The 6,597-nt window shown below is 69.1% G+C and carries 3 protein-coding genes; 2 read left to right on the top strand and 1 reads right to left on the bottom strand.

Annotated features, from left to right (window positions below; genetic code table 11):
• Nucleotides 1-489: 489 nt before the first annotated feature.
• Entirely contained in the window at nt 490-3,807 is a 3,318-nt protein-coding gene (locus EIO58_RS10595; protein ID WP_127819514.1) for a rhamnogalacturonan lyase family protein, read from the top strand.
• 229 nt (nt 3,808-4,036) lie between these two features.
• On the opposite strand, the gene EIO58_RS10590 is transcribed toward EIO58_RS10595, so the two are convergent.
• Nucleotides 4,037-5,041: a LacI family DNA-binding transcriptional regulator gene (locus EIO58_RS10590; RefSeq protein WP_127819513.1), complete on the bottom strand. Its 1,005-nt coding sequence runs from the start codon at nt 5,039-5,041 to the stop codon at nt 4,037-4,039.
• A 121-nt stretch (nt 5,042-5,162) separates the two neighbouring features.
• Between EIO58_RS10590 and xylA the strand changes: the two genes are divergently transcribed.
• Complete coding sequence (xylA, locus tag EIO58_RS10585; protein WP_127819512.1) at nt 5,163-6,353, top strand: xylose isomerase; 1,191 nt, start codon at nt 5,163-5,165, stop codon at nt 6,351-6,353.
• The last annotated feature ends 244 nt before the right edge of the window (nt 6,354-6,597 follow it).

Here is a 6,597-nt window from a genome sequence, read left to right as displayed (position 1 = left end):
CCGCGACCGCGCGCTGCGCCCCGAGGTGATCGTCCGCACCTGACGCCGCGGGGCTCGGGCGCTGTGGCCGGCGCCCACGGCGTCGCACCCTCCGTGAGCGAGCCGGTCACCGTCACCGTGCAGGTGTGGGGCCCAGCGCGCGGTGGCCGTCGCCCCCCGCGCGGGATGTCTTCGGATGCTCGCGCCTCGCGGTCGTGCGGCATCCGAAATCAGGTGATCTGGCGAGTGCAGGACCTTCTGGTCGCAGATCGTCCTGCGTAGGCCAGATCACCTGTTTTCGCACAAGCGGCGCGTGGGGGTGTGGGGGGCGACGGATGCCGCGAATCAGGGTCTTGCGCTCTCGCACGGATCGGGGCACGATGTGGGAAAGCGGTTGCCGGAGTGTTGACGGTGATTCCATCGGGAGATGAAACGTATCACTCCCTCGGCGACCGCCTCCGGGGTCCCCCAGGTCCCGGCATCCGAAGATCGCTCGAAGGAGAGTGTGACGTGCGAAAGCCGTTGTCGAAGATCGGAACCCTGTCCCTGGCCGCGGCCGTGGGGCTGTCCCTGTTCGGGATGAGCCCGCCAGCCACGGCCGCCGTCGCCGCATCCCCGCCCGCGGACTCGGCCGACCTCCGCCCGGTGGAGTACCTGACGCGCGGGCTGGTCGCCGCGCAGGTGCAGGGCGGGGTGTTCCTGAGCTGGCGATTCCTCGGCGACGAGCCCGACGGTCTGTCGTGGAACGTGTACCGCAAAGACGGCGACGCGGCCTTCGCGAAGATCGCCACCATCGCCCCGCGCGCCGTGCAGCCCGAGAGCGCCTACCCGACGAACCCGGGCGTGGTGAAGGAGAACACCACTCCGTCGAACTACACCGATCCCGACGGCACGGTCGCCTCGATCTACGAGGTGGCCGCGGTCGTCGACGGCGTCGAGGGCGCCCGCGAGGGCATGAGCGCCCCGATGCTCTCGAGCCTCTCGGGCCAGGCCGGGCAGGCCGGCCGAGGAGCGGTGCACTACATCCCCCTCAAGCCTGCGCCCGCACCCGTGCCGCTCGCGCATTTCATGTATCGCGGATTCCGGTTCGGACCGGGCACCGGCCTGAACCCGGCGAACATGGTGATCCCCGGCACAGGTGCGCAGCACTGGCACGTCGTCGACATGAACCTGCTGCGCGCGTTCCGCGAGCCCCACGACGCGCAGACGCGGGTGACGGCCGAGCAGCTGGGTGGCTGGGTCGACCAGCTCAACGCGCACAACGGCGAGACCTGGCAGCCGACGGCACAGCTTGACCCCGACGGTCTCATCGGCGACGCCCTGTACGCCGAGCTCGAAGGCAAGTTCATCCAGTACGTCGAGAACCTCGACAGCGGAGTGAAGCTGCCGTACGCGAAGACCGGATCCGGTGCGATCCACACCTCGCAGAGCGCCTCGTATTCCACGCACGACATGACAGTGGGCGACTTCGACGGCGATGGCGAGTACGAGATCGTCGTGAAGTGGCGCAGCACCCAGCAGGACCCGATGTACTCCGAGCCGATCTTCGGCGGCAGCAACACCACGACCGCGCCTGAGTACATCGACGTCTACAAGCAGGACGGCACGCTGCTGTTCCGCGTCGACATGGGGTACAACGTCCGAGCCGCGAACGACCACGAGACGACGCTGTTCGCCGAGGACTTCGACGGCGACGGCAGGTCCGAGCTCATGCTCAAGACGGCTCTCGGCACTCGGATCGGCAACTGGGACGAGGGGTCGCAGTCGGTCGTCTACCCCGAGACGCTCGAGACCGTCGTCGGCGGCGAAGACGGACTGAACGCGACCACCGAGAGATTCAAGGAGTACTTCGCAACCGGTGACGAGGAGGCCCTCGACACGTACTGGTCGCTTCTGAACAGCTTCACCATCAGCTACCGCAGCCCGACAGTCGGCGGTGGCAACGACGGGCCCAACGACCCGGCGCTGAAGCGGTGGATCAAGACGTACCACGTCGGGCCGATCGGTCCCGCCAAGGACGACCAGGAGTTCTTCTCGGCCTTCGAGTGGGATGCCGAAGCCGCCCAGGGCACGCTCGTCGACAGCGAGCCGTATCCGCACACCTACCAGGCGAGTGTCGACGGCGAGAACTGGGCCATGACGCCGGCCACCCAGCGCGGCAACTACGCCTACCTGGCGTTCCCCGGTCCCGGTGCGGGTACGTCGGCGAGCGACTACAAGGCGCAGATCATGGCCGAGTCCGAGGCCTACTGGCTCGAGAACCCCTGGAAGGCCGCCTCGTGGGGTGACGCGCAGGGCAACCGCGCCAACCGCTACGTCGGTGTCGTGGCAGCGCTCGACGGCGTCAGCCAGTACGCGGTGTCGCAACGCGGCTACTACCATCGGACGACGCTCGCCGCCTTCAACATCGTCGACGGCGAGGTCAACCTCCAGGCGACCTTCGACTCGGCCGACCCGCAGTTCTGGTCGCTGGGCGGGAGTGCGTACGACTACCAGAACCGCGGAAACCACGACACCAAGGCAGCCGACCTCGATGGAGACGGCTGGGACGAAGTCGTGATCAAGGCGATGGTCCTCGGCCTGAACCCCGACAAGAGCAAAATCCTGCCGAAGGTGCTCAACGGCGACGTGATGCCCACGATCGAGGGTCTGAACAGCGTCCCGCCGGTCGCGGGGAGCTTTCAGTTCGCCACTGATGAGGTGAGGAGCAACCCGCTGAACGTCTGGGCGCCGCTGCGGCACGGTGACCGCACCGCGCTGCTTCCGGTCGACAAGGACGACAAGATCATGATGTGGTCCGGCAGTGAGGAGCACCTCCTCGACGACATCCGCACCGGCCGGCATCTCGGCTGGATCCCCGGGCCCGAAGCCCACGATCCCATGAAGGGCAAGCGGCTGAACGAGCAGGGAGAGGTCGTCCACGAGAACTCGCTCCTCTACGGCGCGTATCAGGGCAGCGACGACGAGGGCAGCGTCGCGGGCAACTACTCCAACCGCTGGCCAGGGGCGCAGGCAGGCTCGGCGGCGTCGACGAGGGAGGTCCGGAGCCTGGTCACAGGGGAGGTCCTGACGACGACGGGCACGGCGCGCGGCATCGCACAGGGCCAGAACGCCATCTGGTTCGGCTCGGGCCTGACCCACATGGGCGTGAACGGAGCGACGATCAACCGCATCAACGATCAGACCTTCGCGGCGACCTCGTACCTCGCGACAGGCATGACATCGACCGGCAACAAGAGCACTCCGACACTGAAGGCCGACATGTTCGGCGACTGGCGCGAGGAGCTGATCCTGCGGGCGAGTGGCAATCGCCTGGGCATCGTGACGACCCTCGCGCCCACCGAGTACGGCATCCGCACGCTGATGCACGACCCGATGTACCGCCTCGGCGTGGCCAGCAAGAACAACGGCTACGACCAGGTCGGCTTCGCGAGCTTCTACCTCGGCGATGAGGCCCCGCTTCCCGCAATGCGGACCGACATCGCGGTGCCGAGGTACGAGCTGTCCGAGACGACGGTGTCGGTGCCCCGCACCGAGGTCGTCTCCGCACAGAAGGTGCCGGTCACCATGAAGGTCGCGGCACCGCTGCCTGTCGCCGGCGCGACGGTGCAGCTGCTCGTGGACGGCGAGCCCGTCGGCGAGCCGCTGGCGCTGAACAAGAAGGGCGTCGCTCGCCTGGTGATCGGCCCGCTCGAGGCAGGGACGCACGAGCTCACAGCGGAGTTCTCCGGCGTCACGCCGCAGACCGCCGGGGTCGACGGCGTCGCGCCCTCGGTCAGCGAGCCGCTCACGGTGACGGTCCGACCCGTCGGCGGCGGCAAGCCGTAGCCGACCAGCCCTGGCCTGTGCGGTGCGGACGTCCTCGGATGTCCGCGCCGCGCGGTCGCGGCATCCGTCGTTCCCGCGCACCCGCGAAAACAGGTGATCTGGCGAGCGCAGGACGTTTCGGTCGTCGATCGTCCTGCGTAGCGCAGATCACCTGTTTTCGCGGGGTGTGTGGGGGTGGATGCCTCAGTCCGAAGCCCGACCGGGGCCGACGGCGAGGGGGACGGGGGGCTCAGCCGTGCGGGGCGGTGCTGCCGCGCACCACGAGGTGCGTGGCGAGGTCCATGCGGAGGGTATCGACCGCGGCGCCGTCGGCCAGCCGCAGCGCGAGGCGCGTCGCCTCCTCGCCCATCCGCCGCAGCGGCTGGTGCACGGTGGTCAGCTGCGGGCTCATCCACCGCGACAGAGCGATGTCGTCGTATCCGACCACCGAGAGGTCGTCGGGCACGCGGAGACCTGCGGCCGCGCCGGCGGCGATCGCGCCGAGGGCCTGCAGATCGCTGCCGGCGAAGATCGCGGTCGGGGGGTCGGCGAGCGCCAGCAGTTCGCGCGCGTGGCGCTCGCCGCCACCCGGGTGGAAGTCGCCGAACCGGATGAGCTCGGGATCGATCGGGATGCCGGCCGCGTTCATCGCCGACCGGTACCCGTCGACGCGGGCCAGCGAGCACATCATGTCTTCGGGTCCGGTGATCGCGGCGATGCGCCGGTGACCGAGCTCGATGAGGTGGCGCGTGGCCATGAGTCCGCCCGACCAGTTCGCCGAACCGACCGACGGGACGTCGGGGGAAGGATCGCCCGCGGGGTCGACGATGACGAAGGGGATGCCGCGCGAGTGGAGCTTCTCGCGGAAGCGCTCGGCGATGTCGGAGAAGACGAGCACGACACCGACGGGCCGCCGCCGCAGCACGCCGTCGATCCAGTCGGCCGACGGCGCGTGGCGGTCGCCGCTGACGGTGAGCACCACGGAGAGCCCGGCGGCGTGGGCGACATCCTCGACGCCCTCGATGACCTCCATCGACCAGCTCGGCTCGAGTTCGTGGAACACCAGCTCGACGAACTCGTTGCGCTGGCGCACGCTCCGCCGGGTGTAGCCATGCCGTGCCAGGTGCTCCTCGAGCCGGACGCGGGTCGCCGGCGCCACATCGGTGCGGCCGTTGAGCACCTTCGACATGGTCGCGAGCGACACGCCGGCCTCGGCGGCGATCTCTGCCAGGGTGACGCGCGGGCTCTCGCTCATGGAGAGATGTTACTCCTCGAAACTCTCGTGAACCGCGGCGAAACTCGTTCGATCGATCGCTGGACGCGGCATCCATCATGGTATAGGTTGTCGTCAGCAACATTTACCGCGAAGGAGCGTCATGCCCACCCCAACCCGCGCCGACAAGTTCTCGTTCGGCCTCTGGACCGTCGGCTACAACGGCACCGACCCGTTCGGCGGACCGACGCGCCCCGCCCTCGACGTCGTGCACGTCGTCGAGAAGCTCTCGGAGCTCGGCGCGTACGGCCTCACCTTCCACGACGACGACCTGTTCGCCTTCGGCTCGACCGACGCCGAGCGTCAGACCCAGATCGACCGGCTCAAGGGCACCCTCGCCGACACCGGCCTCATCGTGCCGATGGTGACGACGAACCTCTTCTCGGCGCCGGTGTTCAAGGACGGCGGCTTCACCTCGAACGACCGGGCCGTGCGCCGCTATGCGCTGCGCAAGGTGTTCCGCCAGCTCGACCTCGGTGCCGAGCTCGGCGCCAAGACCTTCGTGATGTGGGGCGGTCGCGAGGGCGCCGAGTACGACTCCGCGAAAGACATCCGCGCGGCACTCGAGCGCTATCGCGAGGCCGTCAATCTCCTGGGGCAGTACGTCGTCGACAAGGGCTACGACATCCGCTTCGCGATCGAGCCGAAGCCGAACGAGCCCCGCGGCGACATCCTGCTGCCGACGCTCGGCCACGCGATCGCGTTCATCGACTCGCTCGAGCGCCCGGAGCTCGTGGGTCTGAACCCCGAGGTCGGCCACGAGCAGATGGCGGGCCTGAACTTCGCCGCCGGCATCGCGCAGGCGCTGTACCACGGCAAGCTCTTCCACATCGACCTCAACGGCCAGCGCGGCATCAAGTACGACCAGGACCTCGTCTTCGGCCACGGCGACCTGCACAACGCGTTCGCCCTCGTCGACCTGCTCGAGAACGGCGGCCCCGGCGGCGTGCCCGCATACGACGGCCCCCGCCACTTCGACTACAAGCCCTCCCGCACCGAGGACGAGAAGGGCGTGTGGGAGTCGGCTGCCGCGAACATGCGCACGTACCTGCTGCTGAAGGAGCGCGCCGCCGCCTTCCGCGCCGACCCCGAGGTGCAGGAAGCGCTCGAAGCCGCCCGCGTGCCCGAGCTGTCGGTGCCCACCCTCGGCGAGGGCGAGACGTACGAGGACTTCCTCGCCGACCGCTCGGCCTACGAGGACTTCGACCCCGGCGCCTACCTCGGCGGCAAGGGCTTCGGGTTCGTCCGCCTGCAGCAGCTCGCGACCGAGCACCTGCTCGGCGCCCGCGGCTGAGGCGTTCGTCGATGCGGCGGCCGGGCTTGCGCGCTCGGCCGCCGCATCCGTCTGATCCGTGTGGGCCCCATCGCGAGGCCGCCCTGGCGCCTTCCTGCCGCCAGGAGTCCTCGACCGAGAACTCGGACAGCCGGGGCCGGAGTCGGGACATGAGGAGAGGTCGAGGGCGATGACGCTGGTGATGGGAGTCGATTCGTCGACGCAGTCGTGCAAGGTCGTGATCACGGATGCCGAGACGGGCGCC

The organism is Microbacterium sp. CPCC 204701 (assembly GCF_004010105.1).
In the GTDB taxonomy this organism is placed as follows: domain Bacteria; phylum Actinomycetota; class Actinomycetes; order Actinomycetales; family Microbacteriaceae; genus Microbacterium.
The sequence above is the reverse complement of the archived record's forward strand: the minus strand, read 5'-3'. Positions and strand labels throughout refer to the sequence as shown.